This is a genomic window from Lentzea sp. NPDC036949 (assembly GCF_055608075.1).
The window spans coordinates 329648-354399 of record NZ_JBVJRA010000009.1 but is presented as its reverse complement, the minus strand read 5'-3'; the positions used below and the strand labels follow the sequence as shown (position 1 = coordinate 354399).

The following is a 24752-nucleotide window of genomic DNA, read 5'->3' as shown; positions in this document are numbered from 1 at the left end:
GTGGACACGCGAGCGATGGCGCTGCAGTTCGCCAGGAGGATGGTCGGGCACCGCAACGCCTTGGCGGGCAAGGCGGACGACGCGATGCGCGTGCAGTTCGCGCTGCACCAGGCGGGCAGTGCGCTGGAGGACCAGCGCGACGCCGTGCGCAAGGCCGCGGGGACCGCGCTCGGCCACTGGCAGGGGGCGAACTCCGAGCAGTTCGAACGGCGGTCCGACCGGCTGGGCAAGCAGCTCAGGATGACGGCAGCGGCCGGCACCGAGGCCGAGAAGGTGGTGGCAGGGGCGAGCAGCGCGCTGCTCACCGGGCACACCGCGGCACAACGGCTGGTCGACGAGTACGTCACCAAGGCCGCCGCGCTGCTCGACGCGGGGGTCGCGAGCGGATCGCGGGCCGCGCTGATGAAGGCGGTGGCCGCCGCGGCCGACCTGGAGCCGCAGTACACGCGGGAGTCGGTGCGCACCGTGCGACAGGTCAAGGCCGAGCTCGACGAAGCCGGGCGGAAGCTGCGCGCGCTCACCAAGGAGATCCAGGACGACGGCATCGCCGATCCGCGCGCGGCACGACGCGGCGGCGGCGGCGGTGGCGGTGGCGGTGGCGGTGGCGGTGGCGCGACGAAGCTGTCCGGTGCGAAGGTGCGCAAGATCGTGTCCGCCGCCCGCGGCGAGATCGGCACGCGGGAGAACCCGCCGGGCAGCAACCGCAACCCGTACGGGCCGACGACCTTCTGGTGCTCGTCGTTCGCCACGGCGATGTGGCGCAGGGCCGGTGTGGACATCCCGGTCCTGCCGTTCACCGGGGACGTCTACCGCTGGGGCCAGCGAAACGGCAAGGCCTACGGCAACGGCGACCTGAAGCAGCACGTGCGGCCCGGCGACGTGCTGCTGTTCGGCACCGGGCCGCAGAGCCCCGCCACCAGCAAGCACATCGGCATCGTCGAGAAGGTCGACGGGAACACGGTCACCCTGATCGAGGGCAACTCCGGCGACCAGGTGCGCCGCAACACCCACCAGCTCAGCAGCACCAAGTTCTACGGAGGAGTGCACCCGTGACCACCGGACACGCCCACCACGCCACGGGCATCGCTATCGAGGTCGGCGTGGGCGGCGGGCTGCGCGCCATCACGCTGACCGAGCGGTCGATGCGGCTGGGCCGCGCCGCACTCGCCGACGAGATCCTGACCCTGGTGCGCACGGCGACCGCGCGGGCCGGCGAACGCGCCAGGCACGTGCTCGGCGGCGAGCACCTGGAGGCGCTCGGCATCCACGCCGACCCCGCGCTCGTCGAGGAGATCGAGTCCACGACACCCGAGAGCTGGATGGTCCGATGACGCACGAACCGCAGACCGTCGAGGAGATGCTGGCCGAGGACGACGACCGCGAACCGCTCGGCGTCCGTGCCGCGCTGGACGCGATCACCTGCTCCGCGCGGGAGGACGACGTGGTGGTGACGGTCGACCTGCACGGCAAGCTCGTCGGGCTCGACCTCGGTCCGCGGGCGATGGCGGTGCGGCCCGCGGCGCTGGCGGCGCGCATCCACCGGCTCGTCGAGTGCGCCGCGCAGGAGGCGCTGCAGGAAGGGGAGGCGGTGCTGGCGGCCGTGCTGGACGAGGCGGTCCTGGCGGAGCTCGTGCCGGTCTGACCGGACCGGACTACGAGGCCTCGGCCAGCATGTCGGTGAGGCGCCGGGTGATCCAGGCCAGGTCGGCGGGCACCACCCGGACCCACTGCTCGTCGCGGATGGCCTCGGTCGTGATGACGTACCGGCCCGCCCTGGTGTCCGACCAGGTGAGCACCGGCGAGCGCCCGCGGCTGCCGGTCACGGCCAGCTGCCCCGCCCCGAGCCGGCCCGCCTCCGCGATGGTGATGAGCGGGCGCATCGCGCTGCCGCGCACACCCGCGTCGGCCAGGGCCCGTTCCAGGCCGTGGTACCCGCTCTCCACGTGTCCGCGCAGGGCCGCCGAGTACGCCGGGCGCGGCAGCCGCACCTGGTCGCCCGGTCCGGCCGGGTGGTCGCCGAGCAGCTTCGCCACCGCCCGCACGAGGTCGGTGCGCGCGATGGGTTCGAGGGCCAGCTCCTCGTTGTTCAGCACGGCGAGCACGCCGCGGCTGCCCCTGACCGCGGCCAGGACGCGCCACGGCTGGTCGCCGAACACCAGGGCGTCGACGGACACCGCGTGGTGGCGCAGCATCCCGAGCAGCTCCTCCAGCTCGGGGACGACGTCGCCGTGGTCGTCCGCCAGGCCGGCGCGGGCCAGTTCCGCGAACACGTCCACGGCCAGCTGGTCGCGCTCGTCCTCGGTGGCGCCGTGGGACGGCACGTCGAGCGCGGCGGGCAGGTCACCGAAGCCGAGGTCCTCCCACACCAGGTCGAACTCCAGGTGGGACAGGACCACCGCGCCGGTTGCGGGCAAACGCCGTGCCATGAGGACTCCCGTGGTTAGTCTTGACCGCGTGCAGCACGACGCAGAGGTCGCGAGCGGTGTGCTGGTCGTGCGTGCTTCCGGTGCCGCCGCGGCGAAAGCCGCGTTCACCGGTGCGCCGTCCGCGCGGACGCCGGCGGCCGTCCAGTTGCTGATGAGGTGCCCGGTGCACCGGTCGCTGCCGGAGGCCGTGCACGTGTTCGGCGACTGCTCGCTGCACGTGCTGCCGGTCGGCGCGATCATGCTGACCGTGCCGGAGACCCGGCTGTCGACGGGGGTGCGCGAGCTGCGGCCGCTGATGTTCCAGCCCGTCGCGGTCGGTGCCGGTCTGCGCAGCGCGTTCGCGAGCGCGGTCGGCCACCTCGTCACCGCGCGCGACGTCCTGGACCCGGTGGGCGCGGCGCACCACCTGGTCGGGCTGGCGGAGCTGGTGCTGCGCAGCGCGTTGCGCGAGGAGCTGGAACGCGCCGACATCGCCACCGGGCATCGGCGTGCCGCGCTCGAGCACATCCGCGCGCACCTCGGTGAGCCGGACCTGACGCCGGGGCGGGTCGCCAAGGCGCTGAACATCTCGCTGCGCCGCCTCTACCAGGTGTTCGAGGGGGAGCCGAACGTCGCCGAGCGGATCAAGGTGCTGCGCATCGACCGGGCCAAGGCGCTGCTGGCCGACCCGGCGAAGGCCGACCGCGGTGTCGGTGAGATCTCCCGCGACTGCGGGTTCGTCAGTGCGACGCACTTCTCCCGGGCCTTCCGCGCGCTGGTCGGGCAGCCGCCGACGGAGTACCGCCGGCGCGCTCTGGCGAGGTGAACTCCACCCCGTTCACGAACCGCCCGGTGATGCCCGCCAGCTCCAGCCACCCGCGCCCGCTGGGGGAGTGCAGGGTGAACACGGCGATCCGCGGGCGCGCCGGGTCGGGCACGACGATCTGGAGCTGCGCCCCGACGCCGTCGACCGGAACCCGCTCGACGATCGCCACCGGGTAGCCGGTGCCGGTCGTGGCGGTGGTCAGCTCCTTGATGCCGGGGCCACCGGTGTCGGCGAGGTGGAAGCACAGCTCCTCCGCGGCCTCCGCGCTGAGCGCGCGCTCCACCGCGACCAGGCCGGCCACCAGGACCGCCGGGTCGGCGTCGCGGTGCTCGACGACCGCCACGAAGCTCGCGTGGTGGCGCTGGGCCAGCTCGGCGGCCTGCGTCGCCGCGACCTCCAGGCCGGGGTCACGTGCCCGGTCTGGGCCGCGCAGCTGCCGCAGCAACGCCAACAGCTCGGCGGAGGTCGTCTCGACCGAGCCCACTGCGACCGGGATGACGCCCCGTACCGGCGTGAGTCTCACCGCTGACCGAGTGCCGACGCGAAGGCGGCCGCCCCGCCCGCCGGTGTGCCTGCGGTGCGCGGCGTCGTGACCAGCACACCGGCCAGCGCACCGGCCAGCGCCGAGTGGTCGTTCAACGCACGGACGATCCCGTCGAACAGGTCGGCGCGGCTCGGCACGTGCCCGGCCGCCTCGACACCGCCGGAGACGAGGCGGCGCAACCGCTCCTCGACCCGCCGGGCGGCGCTGCGGTGGTCGGCCTCCAGGTCGCGGGCGGCCGCGAGCACGCCGTCGAGCTCGCCGCGCAGCTCCTCCAGCCGCGCGGCGGCGGCCACGTGCTCCGGTCCGCCGCGGAACGACGCGATCACCACGGCGTTGTCCGCGTCGTCGACCGCACCCCGCAGCGCCCGTGCGCGCCGGTCCAGCTCCTCGGCCCTGCGCTGGTTCGCCAGCACCGTCCCCGCCCAGTCGTCCAACGCATCGGCAGCCGCCCCGAGGGTGCGCTGCGCGGTTTCGAGCTCGTCGCGCACCTGCGCGAGCCGTGCCGTGAACGCGTCCGCCGCCGCGCCCGTCCACCCGGTGGGCGGCGCCGGGACCTCGACGCGGTGGCGGCAGCGGTCGCTCGCCGCGGCGACGGTGCCCGGATCGCCCGGCACCGGGTCGAACCCGAGGCCCCGGTAGTCAGCCATGGTGCAGCTCGTCGGCGTCGCGGTAGGCGGCACCGGCCGCGCGCAGCTCGTCGGCGGCCTCGGCGAGCTCGGTGCGCAGCGCCGCGGTCCGGTCCGCCCACGACCGCAGCAGCTCGTCCGCCGCCGCCGTGACGCCGGGGCCGAGGTCGCCGCCGGAGCCCTGGCCGAGTGCGGTGGTCACCGCCTCGACCTCGGCAGCCGTGCCGTCCAGCCGGGTCGCCGCGGCCCGCACCGCGGCGACGTCGGTGACGTAGCCGTCGCTCATTCGCCCAGCACCGGCGGCGCACCCGGCGGGATGTCGTCGAGGAGGTCCATCTTCTCCGCGTACCGGTTGGTGTGGTGGCGTTCCTCGTCGTTGCCGCCACCGAACGGCGGCGCCATGCCGTACCCCGGCGCTCCGGGGACACCGGCCGATCCGCGGCCGCCCAGGCCCGCCGCGGTGCCCCGGCCGGCCTGCTGGCCGAGCACACCGGTGGCGCCGCCGGGCACTCCCGGTCCGGCGCCCGGCGTCCCCGGCGCGGTGCCACCGGACGTGCCGCCGGACGCGCCGCCGAGGAAGCCGTGCGTTCCTTGTGTTCCCTGGGGTCCAGAGGTGCCGAACGGTCCGCCGAACGTCGTCGTGCCGTTGAGCGTCCCCGTGGCGGAAGGGCCGACCGAGGCCACACCCGTGTCGTCGTCGGCGGCGGGCGGCACCGGAACGTCCGGTACCTGCCCCGGTGGTTGCGGCGTGGGCGTCGGCCCCGGCCTCGGCGCCGGATCGGGGCGCGGGACGGGGTCGGGCCCCAGGACCACCGTGGGCGGCGGTGTGGTGGGACCCGGTTGCTGCGCGGTCGGCGGTGCCGTGTCGAACACCGGCAGCGTGGAGCGGGTGTGCCGGCTCTCGTTCTCGTAGACCTGCATGACGGCCACCGCCTCGGCCTTGGCGTTGCGCGCCTCGGTCTTGGTCGGCATGTGGTCGTCGGTGAGCTGTTCGAGCAGGTTCAGCCCCTGCGGCCCGTCGGCCACCTTGACGTCGTAGCCCTCCCGGAAGTGCCGTTCCGCCCAGTAGTGCACGGGTTCCGGCAGCCGCCGCTTGGTCTCCTGGAGCACCGTCGTGTAGGTGTCCATGCCCCTGGCGACCCGCTCGGCGGAGTCGCCGACCGTCTCGCCCCACGACGTCAGCGCCGTCGCCGCCTGGGCCGCGAGCTCGGCCGAGGGCCCGCGCCACGACGCGGTCAGCCGGTTGACGACCTCCTGCACGGCGCGCGAGGTGTGGCGCAGCTGCGGTGCGAGCTCCTGCCACTGAGCGGTCCGCACGGACATCCCCGGCAGGTCGGCCGAGTGCACCATGTTCCACATCTGCTGGTGGGTGTAGACCTCCCAGCGGATGGTCCCGGAGTCGAACGCCTCCTCGCGCAGGTTCGCGCGGCGTTCCCTGCTGCGCCTCCGCTCGCGCCTGAGCTGCTTCGCGGTGGGTTTGTGCTCCTCGGAGTGGTAACCCTTGTCGCGCCCGCTCATGCCTGCCCCTTGAATGCCGCCGCGGTGTTCTCGTCAACGGCAACGTGCATTTTCTTCACGTTCTCCAGCGCGTCGATCACGAGGTCGAGCTGCTGCACGTAGGACTGCAACGCGGCCCGCACGCCACCCTCGACGTCGCGGGCCCGCAGCCCGAACGCCTTGCGCATCTGCCGTGCGACCGGCCCCTTGCCGTCCGGCAGCGGTGCCGCCAGCACGGCGCTGTCCGCGAGGTGCCCCGCCAGCTCGTCCCTGCGCCGGTGCAGCTGGCGAATGGCCTGGTCGAAGTCGGCGGGGTCGACCTCGATGCGGTCCGCACCGGTCGTCGGGACGCCCACCAGGCCGCCCACACCGATGCCGGCGGCCGACCCCACGACCTCGGCGACGCTCCCGTCCCGCAGCGAATTCTTGAGGCGCTCGGCCTCGTCCATGCTGCCCACCCTGACCACGGGCGCACACTCCCTCGTTCCGACGGTTCGGTACATGGTGTCCGGATGCGGCCGGAAGATCCAGTACCGGGTGCGCGGATCGGCACGAAAGCTGCGCGCGTGGGCAAAACTGCCGCCAAGGATGTCGAATGGCGAATTCAGGAAAGGGCCGGGGAGCACCGCGGGCCGACGTTCCCCCGATGGCCGGCGAAAGCGACCGCGACCTATCCGACCTGGATCTCGTCGGCCTTGTCGTTCCAGCCGAACTCGCGGAAGTCGGAGTAGATGCCGCCCGCGCGCAGGAACGCCTCCTGGTTCGGGAGCGCGGTGCGGTAGTTGACCAGCGTCGCCCCGCCCTGGATGCGGTGCAGCGCCCCGCTGCTGGCCTGGTCGCGGAACCCCCAGTCGGCGAGCTTCTTCTTGCCCGGCAGGTTCCACTGCAGCCGCCTGCCGGTGTGGTTGATGTCGGCCCAGAGGCAGACCCACGTGTTCTTGCAGTCCTCCGCCGCCGCGATGCCGGCCTCGCGCGTGGCGGCGGCGAGTTGCTGCGGCGTCCGGAAACAGCGGACGTCGCCGAGGGCGAGCTCGGCGCAGACCTGCGCGCCGTCCCAGCTCCGGGCCAGGTTGATGGTCCGCCCCTCGAACGACGCCCGCACCCCCGGTGCCGCGCCGGCCTGGACGGGGACCGCCGCGATGAGCCCGATGACGGCGGCGGCGATCCCGCAGTTGCGAATGGACTTCCCGAACATGATCTCTCCTCGCTGGTGGTCGGACGTGACGTGCGGACCCGGCGCCGGTCAGCAGCCCTGCCGGTCAGCAGCCCTGCCGGTCAGCAGCCCTGCCGGTCAGCAGCCCTGCCGGTCAGCAGCCCTGCCGGCCGCTGCTGATCTGGTAGCGGAAGCCGTGCCAGTCGATGTAGCCGACGGCGGCCACGCAGCGGCTGGCCGTGCCCGTGACGCCCCTGGGCCCCGCGTAGTAGCGGTAGTTGTCCAGGTCCGGGGTGGAGGAGCGGTCGATCGTGCAGGGCTGGCCCTCGCCGCTGCTCTCGACGCAGCGGAAGGTCCGGACGTAGGTCGGTGCGGCTACCCCGTAGGCCGCGCCCCGGTGGTAGAAGCAGGCGCTGTTCGTGCCGCCGTCGGAGCTGTTGTAGAAGATCGTCAGCTCACCGACGCCGCCGATGGTGTCGCTGTAGCTGATGGTGCCCGAACACGACACCGCCGCGTTCGCGGGTGCCGCCGACACGACCCCCGCGCCCACCACCACGGCGGCCAGCGGCAGTGCGGTCATCACCGATCGTGCTGCTCTTCCGACGAAGCTCATCGCTATCCCCTTCGCAACGGTTTCCGGTCTGCTCAGGACTGTGCAGGGCGGTGCTGCACCGTCACGGAAATCTCACGGAAAGTCACTGGTCGGCGTACCGTTGGCGACGGGGAGGGACAGCGCGATGCCAGATCTTCGGTTCGGGGTCCTCGGACCCGTGGTCGTGTGGAGGGGATCGGACGCGGTAGGGCTCAGGCCCGGGAAGAGCTGCCAGGTCCTCGGGCTGTTGTTGTTGCACGCGAACGATTGCGTGGACCGCGACCGGATCATCGAGTGCGCCTGGGGGACGAGACCGCCGCGCAGCGCGCTCAACCTCGTGCAGAAGTGCGTCGGCGACCTGCGCCGGTCGCTGGGTGACGACGGCGGCGTGCTGGAGACGGTGGGCTCGGGGTACCGGCTGCGGGTGGCGCCCGAACAGCTCGACAGCGCCGTGTTCGCCCGAGGCCTGGCCCAGGCGCGGACGACCAGGAACGACGGTGACCTCGCCTCCGCGTGGCAACGGCTGTCGCAGGCCGTGGCGCTGTGGCGGGGACCGGCGTTCAGCGGCATCGACACGCCCGCGGCGGAGACCGAGCGCATCCGGCTGGAGGAGTACCGCCTGGCCGCCCTCGAAGACCTGGCCGAGCTGGACCTCCTGCGCGGTGAGCACGGCCTCGCCGTCGCCGAGCTGTCCCGCCTCGCGGCCGAGCATCCGTACCGGGAACGGGTGCGCGAACTGCTGATGATCGGGCTGTACCGCGGTGAACGCCAAGCCGACGCCCTCGCCGTGTACGAGGACGTCCGCCGGCTCCTCGCCGACGAGCTCGGCGCCAACCCCGGCCACCGCCTGCAACGCGTGCACGCCCAGGTGCTGCGGGCCGACCCGGCGCTCGACCTGGTGAGCGCCATCCGCGAGCCGGAGACCCGGCAGCCGCGCCAGCTGCCGGCCGACATCGCCGACTTCACCGGCCGGGAGACGGCACTGGACGCGGTGCTCGGGCTGCTCACCGGTGGACGGGTGCCGGTGGTCGTCGGCGCTCCCGGCACCGGCAAGTCGATGCTCGCCGTCAAGGCCGGCCACCGTGCGCGCGAACGGTTCCCCGACGGCCAGCTGTACCTCGACCTGGCGGGCACGGCCGCCGTGCCGAGAGATCCCGCGGCGCTGCTCGCGGAGCTGCTGCGCGCGCTGGGCGTCACCGACGCGGTGATGCCGGACAGCCTGCACGAGCGGGCCGGCCTGTACCGCTCCCGGCTCGCCGGGCGCCGGGTGCTGGTGCTGCTCGACGACGCCGCCGGTGCGGGTCAGGTGCGGCCGCTGCTGCCGCCGTCCGACGGGTGCGCGGTGCTCGTGACCAGCAGGCGGTGGCTCACCGACCTGGAGGGCGCGCACCACGTCGAGCTGGACGTGCTGCCTCCCGCCGACGCCCGCACGCTGCTGGCGCGGGTCGGTGGCGCGGACCGGATCGACCGCGAACCGGAGGCGTCGGACGCGATCGTCCGCCTGTGCGGGTACCTCCCGCTGGCCATCCGGATCGCCGGGGCACGCCTCGCCAGCCGCGGCGCGTGGACGCTGGGGCTCCTGCGCGAACGGCTGGAGGACGAGTCGCGCCGGCTGGCCGAGCTGCGCGTGGGCGACCTCGACGTGCGGGCCAGCTTCCAGCTGAGCGTGCGGCAGCTGCCCGAGGCGGCCGGACGGGCGTTCCGGCTGATGGGCCTGCTCGGCGCGGAGACCCTGCCGGGGTGGGTGGTCGGCGCGCTCACCGGTGAGCGCGACGCCGAGGACGTGCTGGACGCCCTCGTCGACGCCAACCTGCTCCGCCTGGTCGGCACCGACGCCGCCGGCCAACCCCGGTACCGGCTGCACGACCTGCTGCGCACCTACGCCGCCCGCGCCGCCGCCGACCACTACAGCGAGACCGAACGCCGTGCCGCCGTGCGGCGGGTGCTGGGCGCCTGGCTCGCCCTGGCCGAGCAGGCCCGCGACCTGTTCCACCCCGCGTTGTTCCAGCACACCCCCGGACGGTCGGACCGCTGGCAGCCGGACCACGTCGTGGCCGACCCGGTCGCGTGGTTCGACGTCGAACGGGCGACGTTGCTGCGGGCCGTGGAGCTCGGCGCCGAATGGGGACTCGACGAGCTCGTGTGGGAGCTCGCACTCGCGTTCGTGCCGTACTACGACCACCGCAGCCTCTACCAGGACTGGCGGCGCAGCCACCGGATCGCGCTCGACGCCACCCGTGCCGCGGGCAACGCGCACGGCCAGGCCGCGCTGCTGCAGGGCATCGGCCAGGTCCACGTCTACCTCGACGAGCTGGACGAGGCGCGGACGGCGCTGGAGGAGTCCCTGCGGCTGTACCGCGACCTCGGCGACCGGCGCGGGGAAGCGCTCGCACTGGCCGGCCTGTCCACCGTGTGGCGCGTGCTCGACCGCACCGACCTCGCCCTGCGCTGCGCCGGTGACGCGCTGGCCCTGCTCGACCGGGTCGGGCACCCGCCCATGCAGGCCCAGCTGCGCAGCTCGATCGGCTTCATGTGGTTCCAGCAGGGCCACGGCTGCCACGCCGGCGCCGTGATCGCGGACGGGTTGCGCATCGCGCGGGAGCTCGGCGACCGGCACCGCGAGGCCGTGATCCTGCGGACGATGAGCCAGTACCGGCAGACCTGCGGCAACAGCACGGAGGCGCTGCGCTGCCTCGTCCAGGCGCTCACCATCTTCAACGAGATCGGAGACGAGCGCTGCGCCGCCTACGCCGAGCAGCGCATCGGCAGCGTGTACGCCGGCCTCGACGACCCCACCAGGGCCGGTCCCGCCCTCGAACGCGCCGCCGGCGTCTTCCGCCGCAACGGCGACCGCCGCAACGAGGCCGAGTGCCTGCAAGCGTTGGGGGAGCTGGAACTGCGGCACGGTGCTCCCGGCGCCGCCGAACGCCACCTCGGCCGCGCACACGACCTGGTGCGGACGTTGGACAGGCAGGTGCTGACGGGAACCGGATGAGTCCTGACCCCCCCGTGCGCCCGGCCAGTGCCTTCTGCTGCGGGCGAACAGGCCTTTACCTCCAGTTTCGTGGAGGTTCCAGGATGATCCGCATGGGGAAGACCGTGAAGTACATCAACGTTGTCGTGCGGGTGTTGTTCGGAGCGCTGTTCGCGTTCTCCGGGTTCACCGGCCTGTTCGGGATCGGGTCGCAGTCGACCGACGGCATGTCGGCCGAGGCGGTCGCGTTCGCCACCGCGCTGGGGGAGAGCGGGTTCATCGTGCCCGTCACCAAGGTCGTCGAGCTGGTGGCCGGGATCATGTTGCTGGTCAACAGGTTCGTGCCGCTCGCACTGGCGCTGCTGGCGCCGCTGGTGGTCGGGATCTTCGGGTTCCACGTGCTGCTGGAGCCCAGTGGTGCGGTGCTCGCCGTGGTGCTCGCGGCGGCCGAGGTCCACCTGGCCTGGGTGCACCGGGACGCGTTCGTGCCGATGTTGCGACCCACGGCTCCGCGGGTAGCGCCGTCGTCGGCCAGGTCGTAGCCGGGTGGCCGGGCGGAGCAGTCCGTTCGGCCACCTGGACGCCCCCGTGTTTGCCGGTTCGCGGCACGGGGGTACGCCGGGTCCATGGTCATCCTTGCTGAAGTTTCCGGACGGTACGACCACGTTCCGGACAGCCCCTGGATCCTCCTCGTCCCCGTCGCCCTCCTGGCCGCGGGGTTCGCCGTGAACTGGTGGAAGGAGCGCCAGCGGCAGCGGTGACCGTCAGCGCTTGCCGTGCGGGCCCTTGGCCTTCTCGGCCTTCTTGCCGGGTGGCGACGCGGGCTTGCCCGCCTTCGGCTGGGGGACGGGCTGGACCTGCTGCGGGCTGGTGACCTCGGCCTGTTGCTCCACCGCCACCGCCACCGGCACCGGAACCGCTGCGGGGGGAGCGGTGGTCGTCGCGGCGGGAGCCGACGGCGTGGACGGGGCGGGTGCGGACTCCACGGGCGGCTGCGGTGCCAGCGCGACCGCGGTGAGACCGGCCGTGGCGACCAGGGTCGCCACGGCCGCGGCCTTGAGGACGTGGTGCAGGCGGCGCCGGGGCTGCGGCAGGGCGATGTGCGTGGCCGAGTCGTCAGAAGCACGCAGGATGCGGGCGCAGTCCGCGGCGGTCGGGCGGCGGCGCGGGGACAGCGAGGTCATCAGCGTCAGCAGGCGGTGCAGGTCGGTGGGGAGGTCGTCGGGGACCGCGGGCCGGCGGTGCAGGCGGGCGACGGCCGACTCGATCTCGCTGCCCTCGAACTCGCGGCGGCCGGTGAGGCATTCGAGCAGGACCAGGCCGAGCGCGTAGACGTCGACGGCGCTGCCGGGGTCCTCGCCGCGCACCTGTTCCGGGGCCAGGTAGGCGGCGGTGCCGACGACCTGGTCGGACCTGGTGAGCCGGGTCGTGCCGACCAGGCGGGCGAGGCCGAAGTCGGCGAGGTGGGCGTTGCCGTCCTCGTCGAGCAGGATGTTGGACGGCTTGATGTCGCGGTGCACCACGCCCGTCTCGTGCACGTGGGCGAGCGCCTCGGCCAGGTCGGCGCCGAGCAGGCGGACCTCACCGACCGTCAGCGGGGCGCTGTTGATGCGCTCGCGCAGCGTGCAGCCGTCGATGAGCTGGAGGACGACGAACGGTGTGCCGTCGCTCGTCCCGGCGTCGTGCACGTCCACGAGCCTGGGGTGCGACAGCGAGGCCAGGGTTTTGACCTCGTTGTCGAACCTCCGCTCGTGGGAGACCTCGGAGCCGTTGTGGAACAGCTTGACCGCCACGTGCCGTTGCAGCCGGGTGTCCCAGGCGCGGTGGACGTCGGCCATGCCACCCGTGCCCAGCAACTCGGCGAGCACGTACCTGTCGGCGAGGAGGCGGTCCGGCGGCATGGCGGCCTTCCTGTCGGCTGTCGGCTGCCTGCCTGGTTCCCGCATTCTTCGAGCGCAAACATCTTTTTCGGCCTCAGCGGCCGGAAAGTGCCTCCGGCACGCTGGCGTGCAGCTCGATCATCTCGTTCAGCGTGGTCGCGCGCAGGGCCCGCAGCACGCTCCCGGCCGGTGCCACGACCCGCAGCGGTGTGCCCTTGTCGACGCCGCGCAGGTGGTACTCGACCAGCACGGACAGCCCGGACGACGCCATGAACGACACGTCCGTCACGTTCAGCACCACCGCGAGCCGGCGGTCCGCGGCCTGGGCGAACGCCTCGTCCAGGTGCTCGCGCAGCAGCGGCGCGGTGTAGGTGTCGACCTCGCCGGTGATCTGGAGGACCACTGCGTTGTCCCGCAGGTCGGTCTTGGCTTCCACTGGTGTCACTCCTCCCGAGATCCCCGTTTCCAGCCTGTCACGCCGGGCACGGGTTGTCGATCAACGGGCGGTGTGGGTCAGGCCTCGTCCGGCGCGGTCAGACGCGCGTCGGGGGCCTGGCGCGGATCGGGGGCCTGGCGCGGGTCGGGGACGGCCCGCGCGCAGCGCAGCCGTGCGAGCTGCCGCAGCAGTTCCTGGCGGACGGGCTCGACGTCGGCGACGAGCGCGGCGAGCTCGTCCAGGCCGACGGCGTCCGGGTGGTCCCGGCGCCACCGCTCCAGCTGCCGCGCCATCGCCGCCTGCCCGGCACCCGCGTCGCGGTACTCGTCGTCGAGCCGGTCGCACCACGAGCTGTCGGCCTGCTCCGGTGCCATCCCGGCCAGGTCGCTGATGAAGCCGCGGGCCTCGGCGAGCTCGGCGCGCAGGTTCGCCAGCGCGACGGGCAGCATCTCGATGCCCAGGTCCGACACGTCCTGCCCGGCTGACCGTTCGTCTCCCACTCCGGCGACGATACGAACGGCACCGCCTTCACAGGCCTGAGCAGCACCGATCGCACACGAAAGTGTGTACCGGAGCGTGGTTGGCCGGGTGCGGTCCGGGCATTCTCGCCGCGTGCGGTGAGAGGAGTCCCGTCAGGCGCCGGTGGACCGGGGCGTCGGGCGGTCGACATCGGCGGGGGCGTGACCGGCAGGCCGCGCCCCCCGCCTCCACCCGTGCCGCGGGGTGAGGTCGCGCCGGGTGGGAGGATCGTCCGGTGTCAGCAGGAACCAACGACATCGAGAAGGCGGTCGGCGTGCTCCGCGCCGGAGGCCTGGTGGCCCTTCCCACGGAGACCGTCTACGGCCTGGGCGCGAACGCCGAGGACCCGGCCGCGGTGCGCCGCGTGTTCGAGGCCAAGGGCCGCCCGCCCACGCACCCGCTGATCGTCCACATCGGCAGCGCCGGCCAGTTGGCCGACTGGGCGGAGGACGTGCCCGCCACCGCGCGGCTGCTGGCGGAGCGGTTCTGGCCGGGACCGCTGACGCTGGTCCTGCGCCGCGGTGCCCGAGTACCGCTGGAGGCGACGGGCGGCCTGGAGACGGTGGCCCTGCGCGTGCCCGACCACCCCGTGGCGCTGGCGCTGCTCTCGGCGTTCGGCGGCGGCGTGGCGGCCCCCTCCGCGAACCGCTTCGGCTCGGTCAGCCCCACCACGGCCGACCACGTCCGCGCGGAGCTCGGCGACGCCGTCGACCTCGTCCTGGACGGCGGCCCCTGCGCGGTCGGCGTCGAGTCGACCATCGTCGACGCCACCGGTGACGTCCCGAGCGTGCTCCGGCCCGGCGGCGTGACCCGGGAGGAGCTCGAAGAGGTGCTGGGCGTGCCCGTGGCGGTGCACTCGACCAGCAGCGTCCGGGTGCCGGGCCAGCACCCCTCGCACTACGCGCCGCGGGCACGGGTCGTCCTCGTCGAGCCGGAGCAGGTCGTCGCCGAGGCGGAGCTCGTGCAGGGCATGGGGCACCGGGTGGGGGTGCTGGTGCCCGCGTCCTACGCCGGTGCCGAGCCGGACGTGCACGCCGTGGTGCGCGTCCCCGACTCGGACGCCGCCTACGCGCGGGGGCTGTACGGCTTCCTGCGGGAGCTCGACCAGCGGGACTGCGACGTCGTCGTGGCCTCACCGCCGGAGGAGGCCGGACTGGGGCTCGCCATCGCCAACCGGCTGCACCGTGCCGCAGGACCCCGGCCGACCGACTGAGGCGGCGCGGCCGGGGGTGGACGCGGACGTGGCGGGAGTTCGGCTCATGGCGGGGCGTCCAGTCGGCGGCGGATGTCCGCTGTGACGGGGACGCCCCAGGCCGCGTGAGTCCGGTCGGTGGCGGGATGCCCTGGTCGCGTGACTCCCGCCGACACCGGGCCATGCCGTCGTGACGGACGCCCTAACCGCAGGACTCCCGCCGACAGCAGGACGCCCCAACTGCAGGAGTCCCACCGGCGGTCGTGGCTAGTTCGCCGTGACCGGAACGTCCAGCCCACGCGCCGCGACCAGGCGTGCGCTGCCGTCGGCGAGCCGGTAGCAGAGGCCGACGACGGCCGCCTTGCCTGCGGCGACCCGGTCGGCGAGCAGGCGGGAGCGGTCGAGCAGCAGGTCCACGGTGCGGCTGACGTGTTCGGCGAGGACCTCGTCGGCCTCCACGCGGCCGGCGGCGCGTGCCGCCAGCACGCTGGGGGTCACCCGTTCGACGACGTCGCGGATGTACCCGGCGGGCACCGCGCCCTCGTCGAGGGCCGCGCAGGCGGCGGCGACCGCACCGCAGGCGTCGTGGCCGAGGACCACGACGAGCGGGCAGTCCAGCACGTCCACGCCGTACTCGACGCTGCCGATCACCTCGGCACCGACGACGTGGCCCGCTGTGCGGACCACGAACAGGTCGCCCAGACCGCGGTCGAAGATGATCTCGGCGGCCAGTCGCGAGTCCGAGCACCCGAACAGCACGGCGAACGGGCGCTGCGCCGGTGCGATCTCGGTGCGGCGGGTCGCGTCCTGGTTCGGGTGCTCGGGCGTACCGGCGACGAACCGGTGGTTGCCCGACAGCAGCAACTCGAAGGCTTCCTGGGGCGTCGGGGAGGTCAGCTCGGCCATGATCACAGACTAGGTGAAATCCGGCGCCGTGCCGACTGGCCGGGTCAAGACATCTCGGCCGCGCGCGTTCGCAGGACCGCGAGGGCCTCGTCGGCGTGAACGGTGAAGTTCAGCTCGCCCTTGATCAGGCGGAGCACCGTGCGGTCGATGTCGATGACGAACGTGCGCCGCTTCGCGCGCAGCGGGCTGAACCGCCGCCACACGCCGAACTGCTTCGCGACCGCACCGTCCGCATCGGACAGAAGCGGGTAGTCGAAGCCGTAGGTGGTGGCGAACGTGCGCTGTTTGGACACGGTGTCCGGGCTGATGCCGATCCGGTGTGCGCCGACCTCGCCGAACTCCGCCGCCAGGTCGCGGAAGTGGCAGCTCTCCTCGGTGCAGCCGCCGGTCATCGCCGCGGGGTAGAAGAACAGCACGACCGGGCCCGTGGCCAGGAAGGCCGACAGGGTGCGCGGTTCGCCGTTGTCGTCGGTGAGGGTGAAGTCGGGTGCGATGTCTCCTTGTTCCACCTGGGGTCTTCGGGTCCGTACCGAGTATGGATTGGTCCACGGAAGAGTGCATGACAGACGGGATTCCACGCCGGTTGTATGTCCACTGTGGACGAAAAACTCATTTGTGCAGGTCACGCGCGATTTGCGGATTCTTCGGTAACGAACCGATAACCGCACCCATCCGATCGGCCGTGCGGTGCGAACTACTCACATCAACTGCTCGAAACCCCTTGGAGATGTCCCGTCATGAACAAGACCGTCCGCAAGACCGTCCTGGCCGTCGGCGCCGCCTCGCTCGCCCTCTTCGGTGCGGCCTGTGGCTCGGGTGACATGGCCAGCTCGAGCTCCACCACCGCGACCACGTCGGCGACCTCGATGGCACCGCCGTCCTCGTCGGCGATGGCCAACCCGGCCTCGAACCTCGTCGGCCCCGGCTGTGCCGACTACGCGAAGCAGGTGCCGTCGGGTGCCGGTTCCGTCGCGGGCATGGCCGCCGATCCGGTCGCCGTCGCCGCGAGCAACAACCCGCTGCTCACGACGCTGGTCAGCGCCGTGTCCGGCAAGCTCAACCCGAAGGTCGACCTGGTCTCGACGCTCAACGGCGCCGAGTTCACCGTGTTCGCGCCGGTCGACTCGGCGTTCGCGAAGATCGACGCCGCGACGATCGAGAAGCTCAAGACCGACGACGCCCTGCTGACCAAGATCCTGACCTACCACGTGGTGCCCGGCCAGATCGCGCCGGACAAGATCGCCGGCGACCAGAAGACGGTCGAGGGCGGCGTGGTGAAGGTGTCCGGTTCCGGTAACGCGATCAAGGCCAACGACGCCAACGTGATCTGCGGCGGCGTGAAGACCGCGAACGCGACCGTGTACCTCATCGACACGGTCCTGCTGCCTGCCTGACATCTCCAGAGCAGCAGTACCGCGACTCCGGGAACCGCGCTGTCACAGGCGGTTCCCGGAGTTCCCTCATGTCCGCTCGTCGAACGGTCCGATGTGGACCGTCGTCGCGTCGGAGAGCCGGAACAGCGGCCGGTTCGCCGGTTCGCGCAGGTGCACCACGATCACGGCGCCGGGGTTCAGCAGCCGCGCCGACCTCGTGATGACGCAGGCGTCGAGGTCGTCGAAGACGGCGAGGACGCGATCGGTCACGCCCCGGGATTCGGTGCGCCGAGCGCACCGGATTGGCGGGTCAGGCCAGGGCGACGGTGAGAACGGCGGCGCTGGTCGGGCTCGGTGACCCGCCGGCCGGCTCGACGGTGAGCAGGGCCTCGCGGGCTCCCGCGATCCCGGTGACGAGCATCGACGCCGACCGAGCCGGTGCGCGCAGCACGCCCGCCGATCGGGGCCCGTGGCGGTCGACCAGCCACAGCTGGTACGCCCGATCGCGGGGCAGGGTGCGCAGGTCATCGGCCATGAACAGCATCGCGTCACGGCTCTGCGAGATCGCCGCGGTGCACGCCGGTGCGGTGACGAGCCGCAGGTCCGGTGCCGCCAGCAGGTCGCCCGTCGCGGAGTGCGGCGACACGGCGACGGCGGTGGTGGTCTCCGGGGTCAGCGCACCGTGCACACCGCCCACGACGGCGGCGGCCGCGCACGCGACCGAGATGATCGCCGCGGCCCGCCGCAGGCCTTGGCGCCGGGAGAGCTCGGACCTGACCTCGGAGAACGGCGGCACCTGCCGGACCTGGCCGACCGCGTCCAGCACCCGTGGCCGCAGGGCGACGGGGACGGTCTGGCTTGCGGCGAGGCCGAGTCGTGCGGCAGTGCCCCGCAGGCCGGTCACCTCGTCCGTGCAGGCCGGGCACCGGTCCAGGTGCGCCTCGAACGAGGCCCGCTCGGCGTCGGGCAGCGCGCCGAGTGCGTGAGCACCGGTCAGCAGGTGCGGGTTGATCGCACGTGGTCGTCCCGATTTCACGACCGTTCTTCGAAGCCGTCCGGTGATCGGATTGCTGCCGCCGCACCGGAGTCCGAAGTGGAGTGAGCACGAAGGCGGTGCACCCCGGGAGGTGCACCGCCCTGTGGTCAGCCCTGGAGAACGTGGACGGTCACGGCCTGCGGTTCCTTCAGGCCGGACCAGACCTCGAATTTCACGGGCTGGTCAGCGCGGACGCCTCCGAGGAGACGCCCGGGAACGCCTGGACGCGGTCCTGGCGAGCGGAACGGGAGCCGGCGGCGGCCGCCAGGCCCAGCATCAGCAGCAGGTCGCGGCAGTCGTCCACGTCACGGGAGTGCTCCGCCACCCGGCGCGCGGCCTGGCGCTGCTGAGCGGCCTCCGCGTGTTCCGCGGCGACGCGGGCCTCGGCGAAGCAGACGGCTGCTCCCTTGGTGCTGTCGGGTCGGGTCATGAGCGCACCTGCCCGACCGACGAGGTACCCGGGAGGAGCGGTGCGAGCAGGTCGTGCGGGCGATCCGGCGACAAGCCGGTGCTCCAATCTCCGGCCGGAGGTACAGCGCCGGACCGGGCAGGAGGGGTCCGCGGCGGCTGGATGCCGGCAACTGGAACCCCAACGATCCCGACCCTACCCCACGCGCCGCGGACTTCCGCGCAACCGCGTGCGATCGGCCGGACGACCGTACGGGGGCTAGGGTGGGGTCGTCTGGCTTTGCCGCTGGTCGCAGGTAGCGCGACGGAGTCCTCCGGTGGTTCCGAGCGTGGTCATCTGGAGGCTTCCGTGGCGCCCGCCGACGAAGATCCGCTGTTGCTCGTCCTGGACCTGCCCGTCACGCCCGAGACCGCCACCCCGGAGCTGCGGGAGAGCGTCGCCGAGGTCTTGGCCGACCTCGGCGAACGGCACCGCTTCGACGTCCTGCTGGTCGTGACGGAGCTGGTCTGCAACGTCCTGGACCACACGTCCGGCACCGGCCGGCTGCGGGTCTTCCTCGACAAGACGTCCGGCGAGGTCGTCGTCGAGGTCGACGACGACTCCGCGCTGCCGCCCGTGCACGGGTCCTCACGACTGGGCGGCGACCGGGGCCGGGGCATCGTGATGATCGACGGGCTCGCCGGCGAGTGGGGCACCAGGCCGCTGGCCGCCGGGGGCAAGACGGTGTTCGCCACCGTTCCCGCCGGCCGGGACACCGCCCAGGACCCCCGGCCCGGCCAGGCGCCGTAGTCGCCGCGCACCCGGTCGGCGAGCGGGCTCCGCACGCCGTTGGTGCCGACCGCGAACGTCGGCGCGAAACCTTTGTCGTTGTGCGCCTCGACTTCCGCCCAGCGAGCCGCAAGCCCGCTCCCAGCGCGAGGGCGCACACGCCCTTTCGAGTCGACATGCGCAAGACCGCGACACCGGACGGGGAGCGCGCAAGCGTCGAAATATTCCCGATCACGCGATCCTTCTCACCTGGTGGCCGTCACAGCGCGGCCCCCTCCCGCGCGGCCAGACTGCGAGGACCCGACGAGAGGGGGACCGGTGGTCGCACCACTGCACCTGGCCGTCGCACTGCCCGTGACCGGCGAGCTCACCGCGCGGTACTGGGCGGGGCTCGTGCGCGAGGCGGAGGACGCCAAGCTGGACTTCGTGACGTTCGACGACGCGCTCGGTGGCGCACCGGGGCTCGACGCGGTGCTGATCGCCGCTCGGGTCGCACCGCTGACCAGCCGGATCGGGCTGCTGCCCACCGCGGTCGTCACGCACACCGAGCCGTTCCACGTGTCGAAGGCGGTTGCGACGCTGGACCACGTGAGCGGCGGACGCGGCGGCGTGTTGCTCGACGTCGCGCCCGATCCGGTGCACGCCGGGCACTTCGGGCGGCGAGACGTCGGCACGGCTGACGAGCTGTGGGAGGAGGCCGCCGACTACGCAGAGGTGCTGCGGCGGTTGTGGGACAGCTGGGAGGACGACGCGGAGATCCGCGACGTCGCCACCGGGCGGTTCATCGACCGGGAGAAGCTGCACCACATCGACTTCGAGGGCAGGTGGTTCAGCGTCCGCGGCCCGTCGATCACGCCGCGGCCGCCGCAGGGCCACCCGCCGGTGGCCGCGACCGAGCCGGGGTTCGCGGACATCGTGTTCTCCGACAACGCCTCCGCGTCCGACCGGCTCGTGTACCGGGACGTCGACGCCACGGTGACGCCCGACGAGCTGCTGCACTGGCAGGAGGAGGGCTTCGCCGGGTTCCGGCTGCACGGCGACCTGCACACGGTCACCCGCGAGCTGGTCCCGCGGCTGCGGGAGCGCGGGGTGTTCCGCACCGAGTACGAGCACACGACACTGCGCGGGCACCTCGGCCTGGCCCGTCCGGAGAACCGCTACGCCGCAGGGAGCGCGCGATGACCAAGCAGATCCACCTCGCCGCGCACTTCCCCGGCGTGAACAACACCACGGTCTGGAGCGACCCGCAGGCCGGCAGCCACATCGAGTTCTCGTCGTTCGTCCACCTGGCGCAGACGGCGGAACGGGCGAAGTTCGACTTCTTCTTCCTGGCGGAGGGACTGCGGCTGCGCGAGCAGGGCGGGCAGATCTACGACCTGGACGTGGTCGGCCGGCCGGACACGTTCACCGTGCTGGCGGCGCTCGCGGCCGTCACCGACCGGCTCGGGCTCGCCGGCACGATCAACTCGACGTTCAACGAACCCTACGAGGTGGCGCGGCAGTTCGCCTCGCTCGACCACCTGTCGGACGGGCGGGCGGCGTGGAACGTCGTCACGTCGTGGGACGCGTTCACCGGCGAGAACTTCCGCCGCGGCGGCTTCCTGGCCCAGGAGGACCGCTACAGCAGGGCCGAGTCGTTCCTGCGCACGGCCTGGAAGCTCTTCGACACCGGCGTCGGCGCGTTCGAGCACCGGGACCGGCACTTCGACATCAGCGGCACGTTCGGCGTGCCCCGCTCGCCCCAGGGCCGTCCGGTGATCCTGCAGGCCGGTGACTCGGAGGAGGGCCGCGAGTTCGCCGCCGCCACCGCGGACGCCATCTTCTCCCGCTACGCCACCCTGGAGGAGGGGCAGCGGTTCTACCGCGACGTCAAGGGGCGGCTCGCGCGGTACGGGCGGTCACCGGAGCAGCTGAAGATCCTGCCCGCGGCCACGTTCGTGCTCGGCGACACCGACGCCGACGCGCAGGAGAAGGCAGCCGTGGTGCGGCGTCAGCAGGTCAGCGGCGCGACCGCGATCCGGTTCCTCGAACAGGTCTGGAACCGCGACCTGAGCTCCTACGACCCGGACGGGCCGCTGCCCGAGGTCGAGCCGCTCGTCGGCGAGAACACCATCGCGCGCGGCCGGGCCAGCGTGCGGATGTTCAAGGACCCCGCCGCCACCGTGCGCGAGTGGCGGGAGAAGGCCGCGGCGAAGAACCTGTCGATCCGCGACCTGGTGATCGACGTGAGCGCGCGGCAGACGTTCACCGGGTCGGCGGCGAGCGTCGCCGCGCAGATCGACGACCTGGTGCAGCAGGACGCGGCGGACGGCTTCATCCTGGTGCCGCACGTGACCCCCGGCGGGCTCGACGAGTTCGCCGACACGGTGGTGCCGCTGTTGCAGGAGCGCGGTGTCTTCCGCACCGACTACACCGGCCCGACACTGCGCGATCACCTCGGTGTCCGATAGTTGTTCACCACGTGGACGCCCTTGCTCCCCTGATCGGCCGGTACCTACGGTGAGTTCCGCGCCACGCGCCCCGTTCTGACCCACCCGGCCGACAAGGACCCGCCATGTCCTCTGCTCTCGCTCCACCGTCCACAAAGGACAGATCGGACGATCTGGCTGCCCTGTCGGTCGTGCCGGCCCGCCACCCGTGGCGGTGGGTGGGCGTCGCGGTCGTGCTGGTCCTCGTCGCCCAGTTCGTGCACGGCCTGGTCACCAACCCGGGCTGGGACTGGCCGACGTTCGCCCGCTACTTCACCGCCGAGTCCGTCCTGCGCGCGGTGGGCACCACGATCGTGCTCACCGTGCTCGGGACGGTGCTCGGCTTCGCGCTGGGCATCGCGGTGGCGCTGCTGCGGTTGTCCCGCAGCCCGTTCCTGCAGGGCGTCGGCTGGACGTACGTGTGGGCGTTCCGGTCGATCCCGCTGATCGTGCAGTTGTTGTTCTGGTTCAACATCTCCTACCTCTACCAGCGGTTGTCGGTCGGCATCCCGTTCGGCCCGGAGCTGTACTCCTTCGAGACCGTGCAGCTGATCAGCCCGATGGGCGCCGCCGTCCTCGGCCTCGCGCTGCACCAGGCCGCCTACGCCGCCGAGATCGTGCGCTCCGGCGTGATCTCGGTCGAGCCTGGCCAGCTGGAAGCCGCGGCCGCACTGGGCATCCCCAGGTCCCGGCAGCTGCGCAGGATCGTTCTGCCGCAGGCGATGCGCGCCATCCTGCCCAACGCGGCCAACGAGGTGATCAGCCTGTTCAAGGGCACCTCGGTCGTCTCGGTGATGGCGATCGGCGAGCTGTTCTACCAGGTGCAGGTGATCTACGGCCGCAACGCGCGGGTCGTGGCCCTGCTGATGGTCGCGACCGTCTGGTACATCGTCCTGACCACGCTGCTCTCGATCGGTCAGCACCACGTCGAGCGGTACTTCGCGCGAGGAGCCCGCCGGTGATCGAGGTGCTGGGCGTGCACAAGAGCTTCGGCGCCACCGAGGTGCTGCGCGGGGTGTCGCTGGAGGTCGCGGCCGGCGAGGTCGTGGTGGTGCTGGGCCCGTCGGGTTCCGGCAAGTCGACGCTGCTGCGGACGATCAACCACCTGGAGAAGGTCGACCGCGGGTTCATCAGCATCGACGGCGCGCTGGTCGGCTACCGGCGCTCCGGGCGCAGGCTGTACGAGCTCAAGGAGCGCGAGGTGCTCCGGCAACGCGCGCAGATCGGGTTCGTGTTCCAGAACTTCAACCTCTTCCCGCACCTGACCGCGCTGCAGAACGTCGTCGAGGCGCCGCTCGCCCACGGCCGGGCGCGCGACGAGATCCACGCGGAGGGACGCGCCCTGCTCGCGCGGGTCGGCCTGGCGGACAAGGAGGACGCGTACCCGCGGCAGCTCTCGGGCGGCCAGCAGCAACGGGTCGCGATCGCCCGCGCGCTGGCCACCCGGCCGAAGGTCGTGCTGTTCGACGAACCCACCTCCGCGCTCGACCCCGAGCTGGTCGGCGAGGTCCTCGACGTGCTGCGCGACCTGGCCCGCTCCGGCACCACGATGGTCGTCGTCACCCACGAGGTCGGTTTCGCCCGCGAGGTGGCCGACCGCGTCGTCTTCCTCGACGGGGGAGTGGTCGTCGAGGAGGGCCCGCCGGCGCAGGTGCTCGACCACCCGGTCCACGAGCGCACCCGCGCTTTCCTGTCCAAGGTGCTGTGAAGGGAGTCTGTTGTGCGCAAGTCACTTCTCGCCGGTCTGGTGCTGGTGCTGGCGGCCTGTGGAACGGCGGAGAGCGAGCCCGCCACCGTGTCGGGCCTGAGCGTCAGCCTGGGTCCCGACCAGAACCGGGTCACGGCGGCGAAGGACGACAAGATCGCCGCCAAGGTGCCGGAGGAGTTCCGCTCCCGGGGTGAGCTGGTGGTCGGCGGATCGACGGGCACAGCGCCGCCACTGCGGTTCTACGCCACCGACGACCGGACGGTGATCGGGGTGGAGACCGACATCGCCCACCTCGTCGCGGACGTGCTGGGGCTCAGACCGCGGCTGGAGACCTCGTCGTGGGAGAACCTGTTCGTCGGCATCGACAGCGGTGCCGTGGACGTGGGCCTGTCGAACATCACGGTGACCGAGGCCCGCAAGGAGAAGTACGACTTCGCCACCTACCGGCTCGACACGCTCGCGTTCGAGGCGAAGAAGGGCGGCACCTGGAAGGTGCGGGAGCCGAAGGACGTCGCGGGCAAGGTGATCGCGGTGACCTCCGGCACGAACCAGGAGAAGATCCTCGTCGACTGGAGCACCAGGAACGTGGCGGACGGCCTGAAGGCCACCGACGTCAAGTACTTCCAGAACTCCTCCGACTACTACCTGGCGCTGCAGTCCGGCCGCATCGACGCCTACCTCGGCCCGAACCCCACCGCCGCCTACCACGCGGCGGTGTCCGGGCAGACCGAGGTGATCGGCACCTTCTCCGGCGGCGCCGCGGTGCAGGGCAAGATCGCGGTGACCACGCTGAAGGGCAACGGGTTGGTCGTCCCCGTGCAGGAGGCGCTCAACCAGCTGATCGCGAACGGCAAGTACGCGGAGGTGCTGAAGCGCTGGGGACTGGCCGACGAGGCGGTGCCGACCTCGGAGGTCAACCCTCCCGGCCTGCCGAAGACGTCGTGAGAGGGCTGTCGTGCGACTTGTGCTGACCATCGAGACCGACGACGACCAGGCCGCGGCGCGGCTGCTCGGGGCGTTGAAGGACGTGGGCCTGGTGACCGCGGAACCCGACCCCGACGTGCGGATCCTGCCGCACGCCCGGCAGGTCGTCTTCCAGGGCAGGACGATCGAGCTGACCCGGCTGGAGTTCGACCTGCTGCTGCACCTGTGCGAGCACCCCGACCGGGTGCACCGCCGCCGCGAGCTGATGTCCGCGGTGTGGGGCGTCGACGACGACCACAGCGGTGGCCGCACGGTCGACGTCCACGTGCGCCGCGTGCGGCAGAAGCTCGGTGCCGCCGGTGAGGTGGTCCAGACCGTGCGCGGCGTCGGCTACCTGGTGGCCGCGGGGCGGGTGCGGGTCGAACGCGCCGCGGACGTCGTGCGGCTGGCCGACCGCCGCGCGGGATGAGACCCGGTGGCCTCCCGGTGCCGCTGCGGGAGGCCACCGCTTCGCCG

Annotated in this window: 31 protein-coding genes; 15 read left to right on the top strand and 16 right to left on the bottom strand. The window is 72.7% G+C overall.

Going from position 1 to position 24752, the window contains the following annotated elements:
- Genes ACZ7CD_RS26125 through ACZ7CD_RS26115 form a run of 3 tightly spaced genes read left to right on the top strand, consistent with a single transcriptional unit; the run spans position 1 to position 1642 of the window.
- Complete coding sequence (locus ACZ7CD_RS26125) at positions 1–1053, top strand: CHAP domain-containing protein (RefSeq protein ID WP_470379872.1); 1053 nt, start codon at positions 1–3, stop codon at positions 1051–1053.
- Complete coding sequence (locus ACZ7CD_RS26120; RefSeq protein WP_360400392.1) at positions 1050–1331, top strand: YbaB/EbfC family DNA-binding protein; 282 nt, start codon at positions 1050–1052, stop codon at positions 1329–1331. Before ACZ7CD_RS26125 ends, ACZ7CD_RS26120 begins: the two co-directional genes overlap by 4 nt.
- A complete protein-coding gene (locus tag ACZ7CD_RS26115; RefSeq protein WP_360400389.1) occupies positions 1328–1642 on the top strand; it encodes a hypothetical protein in 315 nt (104 codons plus the stop codon). Before ACZ7CD_RS26120 ends, ACZ7CD_RS26115 begins: the two co-directional genes overlap by 4 nt.
- Before the next feature lie 10 nt (positions 1643–1652).
- On the opposite strand, the gene ACZ7CD_RS26110 is transcribed toward ACZ7CD_RS26115, so the two are convergent.
- Positions 1653–2426 carry an ESX secretion-associated protein EspG gene (locus tag ACZ7CD_RS26110; protein WP_360400386.1) on the bottom strand — a complete coding sequence of 258 codons (774 nt, stop codon included), beginning with the start codon at positions 2424–2426 and terminating at the stop codon, positions 1653–1655.
- Between the two features lie 28 nt (positions 2427–2454).
- On the opposite strand from ACZ7CD_RS26110, the gene ACZ7CD_RS26105 reads away from it, so the two are divergent.
- Entirely contained in the window at positions 2455–3231 is a 777-nt protein-coding gene (locus ACZ7CD_RS26105; protein WP_360400383.1) for a helix-turn-helix domain-containing protein, read from the top strand.
- Here the strand turns inward: ACZ7CD_RS26105 and ACZ7CD_RS26100 are convergent.
- The 7 genes from ACZ7CD_RS26100 to ACZ7CD_RS26070 form a co-directional block, all read right to left on the bottom strand.
- Entirely contained in the window at positions 3146–3715 is a 570-nt protein-coding gene (locus ACZ7CD_RS26100) for a hypothetical protein (RefSeq protein WP_470379871.1), read from the bottom strand. The two genes, ACZ7CD_RS26105 and ACZ7CD_RS26100, sit on opposite strands and share 86 nt — an antisense overlap.
- Positions 3716–3750: 35 nt before the next feature.
- Entirely contained in the window at positions 3751–4422 is a 672-nt protein-coding gene (locus ACZ7CD_RS26095; RefSeq protein ID WP_470379870.1) for a hypothetical protein, read from the bottom strand.
- Complete coding sequence (locus ACZ7CD_RS26090; RefSeq protein WP_458432864.1) at positions 4415–4687, bottom strand: type VII secretion target; 273 nt, start codon at positions 4685–4687, stop codon at positions 4415–4417. Before ACZ7CD_RS26090 ends, ACZ7CD_RS26095 begins: the two co-directional genes overlap by 8 nt.
- The gene (locus ACZ7CD_RS26085; RefSeq protein WP_470379869.1) at positions 4684–5919 is read right to left on the bottom strand and encodes a PPE domain-containing protein; all 1236 of its coding nucleotides are present in this window, start codon (positions 5917–5919) and stop codon (positions 4684–4686) included. Before ACZ7CD_RS26085 ends, ACZ7CD_RS26090 begins: the two co-directional genes overlap by 4 nt.
- Complete coding sequence (locus ACZ7CD_RS26080) at positions 5916–6347, bottom strand: hypothetical protein (RefSeq protein ID WP_360400368.1); 432 nt, start codon at positions 6345–6347, stop codon at positions 5916–5918. Before ACZ7CD_RS26080 ends, ACZ7CD_RS26085 begins: the two co-directional genes overlap by 4 nt.
- A gap of 221 nt (positions 6348–6568) precedes the next feature.
- On the bottom strand, positions 6569–7093 hold the full coding sequence (locus tag ACZ7CD_RS26075) for a peptidase inhibitor family I36 protein (protein ID WP_470372437.1): 525 nt from the start codon (positions 7091–7093) through the stop codon (positions 6569–6571).
- Between the two features lie 112 nt (positions 7094–7205).
- Positions 7206–7664: a hypothetical protein gene (locus ACZ7CD_RS26070; RefSeq protein ID WP_360400362.1), complete on the bottom strand. Its 459-nt coding sequence runs from the start codon at positions 7662–7664 to the stop codon at positions 7206–7208.
- A gap of 124 nt (positions 7665–7788) precedes the next feature.
- On the opposite strand from ACZ7CD_RS26070, the gene ACZ7CD_RS26065 reads away from it, so the two are divergent.
- Both ACZ7CD_RS26065 and ACZ7CD_RS26060 read left to right on the top strand, forming a co-directional pair.
- Positions 7789–10638: an AfsR/SARP family transcriptional regulator gene (locus ACZ7CD_RS26065; protein WP_360400359.1), complete on the top strand. Its 2850-nt coding sequence runs from the start codon at positions 7789–7791 to the stop codon at positions 10636–10638.
- A gap of 92 nt (positions 10639–10730) precedes the next feature.
- Positions 10731–11159, top strand: a complete 429-nt coding sequence (locus tag ACZ7CD_RS26060; protein WP_360400356.1) for a DoxX family membrane protein — start codon at positions 10731–10733, stop codon at positions 11157–11159.
- Between the two features lie 222 nt (positions 11160–11381).
- Here ACZ7CD_RS26060 and ACZ7CD_RS26055 read toward each other — a convergent pair whose 3' ends face one another.
- The 3 genes from ACZ7CD_RS26055 to ACZ7CD_RS26045 all read right to left on the bottom strand — a co-directional run bounded on the left by ACZ7CD_RS26055 (position 11382) and on the right by ACZ7CD_RS26045 (position 13433).
- On the bottom strand, positions 11382–12518 hold the full coding sequence (locus ACZ7CD_RS26055) for a serine/threonine-protein kinase (protein WP_470379868.1): 1137 nt from the start codon (positions 12516–12518) through the stop codon (positions 11382–11384).
- Positions 12519–12591: 73 nt separating this feature from the next.
- Positions 12592–12933 carry an STAS domain-containing protein gene (locus ACZ7CD_RS26050; RefSeq protein ID WP_458432858.1) on the bottom strand — a complete coding sequence of 114 codons (342 nt, stop codon included), beginning with the start codon at positions 12931–12933 and terminating at the stop codon, positions 12592–12594.
- Positions 12934–13010: 77 nt separating this feature from the next.
- On the bottom strand, positions 13011–13433 hold the full coding sequence (locus ACZ7CD_RS26045; protein WP_470379867.1) for a hypothetical protein: 423 nt from the start codon (positions 13431–13433) through the stop codon (positions 13011–13013).
- Positions 13434–13687: 254 nt separating this feature from the next.
- Here ACZ7CD_RS26045 and ACZ7CD_RS26040 point away from each other — a divergent pair, with 254 nt between their 5' ends.
- Positions 13688–14665, top strand: a complete 978-nt coding sequence (locus ACZ7CD_RS26040; RefSeq protein ID WP_470372439.1) for an L-threonylcarbamoyladenylate synthase — start codon at positions 13688–13690, stop codon at positions 14663–14665.
- A gap of 246 nt (positions 14666–14911) precedes the next feature.
- Here ACZ7CD_RS26040 and ACZ7CD_RS26035 read toward each other — a convergent pair whose 3' ends face one another.
- Entirely contained in the window at positions 14912–15550 is a 639-nt protein-coding gene (locus ACZ7CD_RS26035) for a carbonic anhydrase (protein ID WP_470379866.1), read from the bottom strand.
- A gap of 44 nt (positions 15551–15594) precedes the next feature.
- On the bottom strand, positions 15595–16059 hold the full coding sequence (locus tag ACZ7CD_RS26030) for a peroxiredoxin (RefSeq protein ID WP_360400338.1): 465 nt from the start codon (positions 16057–16059) through the stop codon (positions 15595–15597).
- A gap of 228 nt (positions 16060–16287) precedes the next feature.
- Between ACZ7CD_RS26030 and ACZ7CD_RS26025 the strand changes: the two genes are divergently transcribed.
- On the top strand, positions 16288–16944 hold the full coding sequence (locus tag ACZ7CD_RS26025) for a fasciclin domain-containing protein (RefSeq protein ID WP_470375233.1): 657 nt from the start codon (positions 16288–16290) through the stop codon (positions 16942–16944).
- A 66-nt stretch (positions 16945–17010) separates the two neighbouring features.
- On the opposite strand, the gene ACZ7CD_RS26020 is transcribed toward ACZ7CD_RS26025, so the two are convergent.
- The 3 genes from ACZ7CD_RS26020 to ACZ7CD_RS26010 form a co-directional block, all read right to left on the bottom strand.
- Entirely contained in the window at positions 17011–17193 is a 183-nt protein-coding gene (locus ACZ7CD_RS26020; RefSeq protein ID WP_470379865.1) for a hypothetical protein, read from the bottom strand.
- Positions 17194–17233: 40 nt separating this feature from the next.
- Positions 17234–17959, bottom strand: a complete 726-nt coding sequence (locus ACZ7CD_RS26015; RefSeq protein WP_470379864.1) for an anti-sigma factor — start codon at positions 17957–17959, stop codon at positions 17234–17236.
- A 172-nt stretch (positions 17960–18131) separates the two neighbouring features.
- Positions 18132–18389 carry a hypothetical protein gene (locus ACZ7CD_RS26010; protein ID WP_360384934.1) on the bottom strand — a complete coding sequence of 86 codons (258 nt, stop codon included), beginning with the start codon at positions 18387–18389 and terminating at the stop codon, positions 18132–18134.
- 327 nt (positions 18390–18716) lie between these two features.
- Between ACZ7CD_RS26010 and ACZ7CD_RS26005 the strand changes: the two genes are divergently transcribed.
- The 7 genes from ACZ7CD_RS26005 to ACZ7CD_RS25975 all read left to right on the top strand — a co-directional run bounded on the left by ACZ7CD_RS26005 (position 18717) and on the right by ACZ7CD_RS25975 (position 24705).
- Positions 18717–19157, top strand: a complete 441-nt coding sequence (locus tag ACZ7CD_RS26005) for an ATP-binding protein (RefSeq protein WP_360384932.1) — start codon at positions 18717–18719, stop codon at positions 19155–19157.
- A 297-nt stretch (positions 19158–19454) separates the two neighbouring features.
- Complete coding sequence (locus ACZ7CD_RS26000) at positions 19455–20318, top strand: LLM class flavin-dependent oxidoreductase (RefSeq protein ID WP_470372273.1); 864 nt, start codon at positions 19455–19457, stop codon at positions 20316–20318.
- A complete protein-coding gene (locus ACZ7CD_RS25995) occupies positions 20315–21586 on the top strand; it encodes an LLM class flavin-dependent oxidoreductase (RefSeq protein WP_470379863.1) in 1272 nt (423 codons plus the stop codon). Before ACZ7CD_RS26000 ends, ACZ7CD_RS25995 begins: the two co-directional genes overlap by 4 nt.
- Before the next feature lie 104 nt (positions 21587–21690).
- Positions 21691–22566: an amino acid ABC transporter permease gene (locus ACZ7CD_RS25990; RefSeq protein ID WP_360384926.1), complete on the top strand. Its 876-nt coding sequence runs from the start codon at positions 21691–21693 to the stop codon at positions 22564–22566.
- Positions 22563–23312: an amino acid ABC transporter ATP-binding protein gene (locus ACZ7CD_RS25985; RefSeq protein ID WP_360384924.1), complete on the top strand. Its 750-nt coding sequence runs from the start codon at positions 22563–22565 to the stop codon at positions 23310–23312. The genes ACZ7CD_RS25990 and ACZ7CD_RS25985 overlap by 4 nt, the downstream gene beginning before the upstream one ends.
- A gap of 12 nt (positions 23313–23324) precedes the next feature.
- Positions 23325–24257: an ABC transporter substrate-binding protein gene (locus ACZ7CD_RS25980; RefSeq protein WP_360384922.1), complete on the top strand. Its 933-nt coding sequence runs from the start codon at positions 23325–23327 to the stop codon at positions 24255–24257.
- Between the two features lie 10 nt (positions 24258–24267).
- Complete coding sequence (locus ACZ7CD_RS25975; protein ID WP_360384920.1) at positions 24268–24705, top strand: winged helix-turn-helix domain-containing protein; 438 nt, start codon at positions 24268–24270, stop codon at positions 24703–24705.
- The last annotated feature ends 47 nt before the right edge of the window (positions 24706–24752 follow it).

What these genes read in the sequence shown, in the direction of transcription:
- ACZ7CD_RS26080 (WP_360400368.1), bottom strand. Translation starts at nt 6,347, where the DNA reads ATGGACGAGGCCGAGCGCCTCAAGAATTCGCTGCGGGACGGGAGCGTC.
- ACZ7CD_RS25995 (WP_470379863.1), top strand. Translation starts at nt 20,315, where the DNA reads ATGACCAAGCAGATCCACCTCGCCGCGCACTTCCCCGGCGTGAACAAC.
- ACZ7CD_RS26025 (WP_470375233.1), top strand. Translation starts at nt 16,288, where the DNA reads ATGAACAAGACCGTCCGCAAGACCGTCCTGGCCGTCGGCGCCGCCTCG.
- ACZ7CD_RS26060 (WP_360400356.1), top strand. Translation starts at nt 10,731, where the DNA reads ATGGGGAAGACCGTGAAGTACATCAACGTTGTCGTGCGGGTGTTGTTC.
- ACZ7CD_RS26055 (WP_470379868.1), bottom strand. Translation starts at nt 12,518, where the DNA reads ATGCCGCCGGACCGCCTCCTCGCCGACAGGTACGTGCTCGCCGAGTTG.
- ACZ7CD_RS26110 (WP_360400386.1), bottom strand. Translation starts at nt 2,426, where the DNA reads ATGGCACGGCGTTTGCCCGCAACCGGCGCGGTGGTCCTGTCCCACCTG.
- ACZ7CD_RS26065 (WP_360400359.1), top strand. Translation starts at nt 7,789, where the DNA reads ATGCCAGATCTTCGGTTCGGGGTCCTCGGACCCGTGGTCGTGTGGAGG.
- ACZ7CD_RS26115 (WP_360400389.1), top strand. Translation starts at nt 1,328, where the DNA reads ATGACGCACGAACCGCAGACCGTCGAGGAGATGCTGGCCGAGGACGAC.
- ACZ7CD_RS26070 (WP_360400362.1), bottom strand. Translation starts at nt 7,664, where the DNA reads ATGAGCTTCGTCGGAAGAGCAGCACGATCGGTGATGACCGCACTGCCG.
- ACZ7CD_RS26035 (WP_470379866.1), bottom strand. Translation starts at nt 15,550, where the DNA reads ATGGCCGAGCTGACCTCCCCGACGCCCCAGGAAGCCTTCGAGTTGCTG.
- ACZ7CD_RS26010 (WP_360384934.1), bottom strand. Translation starts at nt 18,389, where the DNA reads ATGACCCGACCCGACAGCACCAAGGGAGCAGCCGTCTGCTTCGCCGAG.
- ACZ7CD_RS25990 (WP_360384926.1), top strand. Translation starts at nt 21,691, where the DNA reads ATGTCCTCTGCTCTCGCTCCACCGTCCACAAAGGACAGATCGGACGAT.
- ACZ7CD_RS26090 (WP_458432864.1), bottom strand. Translation starts at nt 4,687, where the DNA reads ATGAGCGACGGCTACGTCACCGACGTCGCCGCGGTGCGGGCCGCGGCG.
- ACZ7CD_RS26085 (WP_470379869.1), bottom strand. Translation starts at nt 5,919, where the DNA reads ATGAGCGGGCGCGACAAGGGTTACCACTCCGAGGAGCACAAACCCACC.
- ACZ7CD_RS26095 (WP_470379870.1), bottom strand. Translation starts at nt 4,422, where the DNA reads ATGGCTGACTACCGGGGCCTCGGGTTCGACCCGGTGCCGGGCGATCCG.
- ACZ7CD_RS26075 (WP_470372437.1), bottom strand. Translation starts at nt 7,093, where the DNA reads ATGTTCGGGAAGTCCATTCGCAACTGCGGGATCGCCGCCGCCGTCATC.